The organism is Enterococcus sp. DIV0421 (assembly GCF_051713745.1).
GTDB classification, from domain to species: Bacteria; Bacillota; Bacilli; order Lactobacillales; family Enterococcaceae; genus Enterococcus_D; species Enterococcus_D casseliflavus.
This window is the reverse complement of sequence record NZ_JBIOQM010000017.1, coordinates 1-1,344: the sequence shown is the minus strand read 5'-3', so window position 1 is coordinate 1,344 and position 1,344 is coordinate 1. Positions and strand designations below refer to the sequence as shown.

Annotated in this window: 2 protein-coding genes; both read right to left on the bottom strand. The window is 43.6% G+C overall.

Translation table 11 applies throughout. From position 1 onward, the window contains the following. A partial coding sequence (locus IGI96_RS19705) for an FAD-dependent oxidoreductase (RefSeq protein ID WP_438785714.1) occupies positions 1–1,014 on the bottom strand: 1,014 nt, incomplete at its 3' end. 9 nt (positions 1,015–1,023) lie between these two features. Beyond that, the coding region (locus IGI96_RS19700; RefSeq protein ID WP_438785713.1) for a redoxin domain-containing protein at positions 1,024–1,344 on the bottom strand (321 nt) is incomplete at its 5' end.

Sequence of the window (1,344 nt, the reverse complement as noted above, 5' to 3'; positions counted from 1 at the left end):
TGGACAATAGGCAACACCTTTATTTTTGAATTCTTTTTCTCCCGGAACATTGATGTTGCGCCAGCGAGCACCGGTTGCTAAAATAGCCGTTTTGGTTTTTAATACTGCGCCATTTTCTAATTCAACTTCGATGACATCATTGCGACGAATATCCTTGGCACGCTGCCCTTTCATGACATCGACTTTGTATTCGTTGATGTGCTCTTCTACCTGACGCATTAATTTTGGTCCTTCGGTATAAGGAGTACCGATCATGTTTTCGATACCAAGGGTTTCCATCACTTGGCCACCCATCGTTTCTACGACCATCCCGGTATTGATACCTTTACGCGCCGCATAAATCGCTGCACTTCCACCTGCAGGTCCGCCACCGACGACCAAAACATCGAAAAGCTCTTTTTCAGCAAAGTCATCTTTACTCGTTGGACCAGCTGCTTTTTCCAATAATTGTTCGATCGTTTGACGGCCGCTTGCAAATTCTTCGCCATCTAGAAAGACTGTTGGCACAGCCATAATTTTTTTCTTGTCAATTTCTTCTTTGAACATCCCACCTTCGATCATGGTGTGACTGATGGAAGGATTTAGCACTGCCATAATGTTTAACGCTTGAACAACATCCGGACAGTTATGGCAGGTCAAACTGACATAGGTTTCAAAATGTAATGGCTTATCGATCGCTTTGATGCGCTTTTGTAGTGCTTCATCAATTTTCGGCGGACGACCGCTTACTTGAAGCAACGCTAAAATAAATGAAGTGAACTCATGTCCTAACGGTAAACCAGCAAAAGCAATGCCGCTTTCTTCACCGGGACGATTGATCGAAAAGCTTGGTGTCCGTTCACTTGCTACAGCTTGGATAGTGATTTTTGGCGACATTTCTGCGATTTCTTCTAAGAATTCACGTACTTTCGTGGAAGAATCATCCTCACCTAAAGTTGCCGCAAAAACAACCTCTGATTCTAGCATCGCGAGATACTGCGTCAGTTGGTCTTTGATTGCCTTATCTAATGCCATGAGAGCCTCCTAAATCTTGCCTACAAGGTCTAAGCTTGGCGTTAAAGTTTCTTCGCCTTCTTTCCATTTTGCAGGACATACTTCACCTGGATGAGTACGGACATATTGTGCTGCACGGATTTTATCAATCAAACCACTAGCATCACGACCGATACCGTCCGCATTGATCTCAACTGTTTGGACTACGCCATCTGGATCGATGATGAATGTTCCACGTTGAGACAACCCAGAAGCTTCATCTAGTACATCAAAGATCTCTGAGATCACATGAGAAGGATCTGCAATCATGATATATTCGATTTTATTGATGGCATCAGAATGATCATGCCA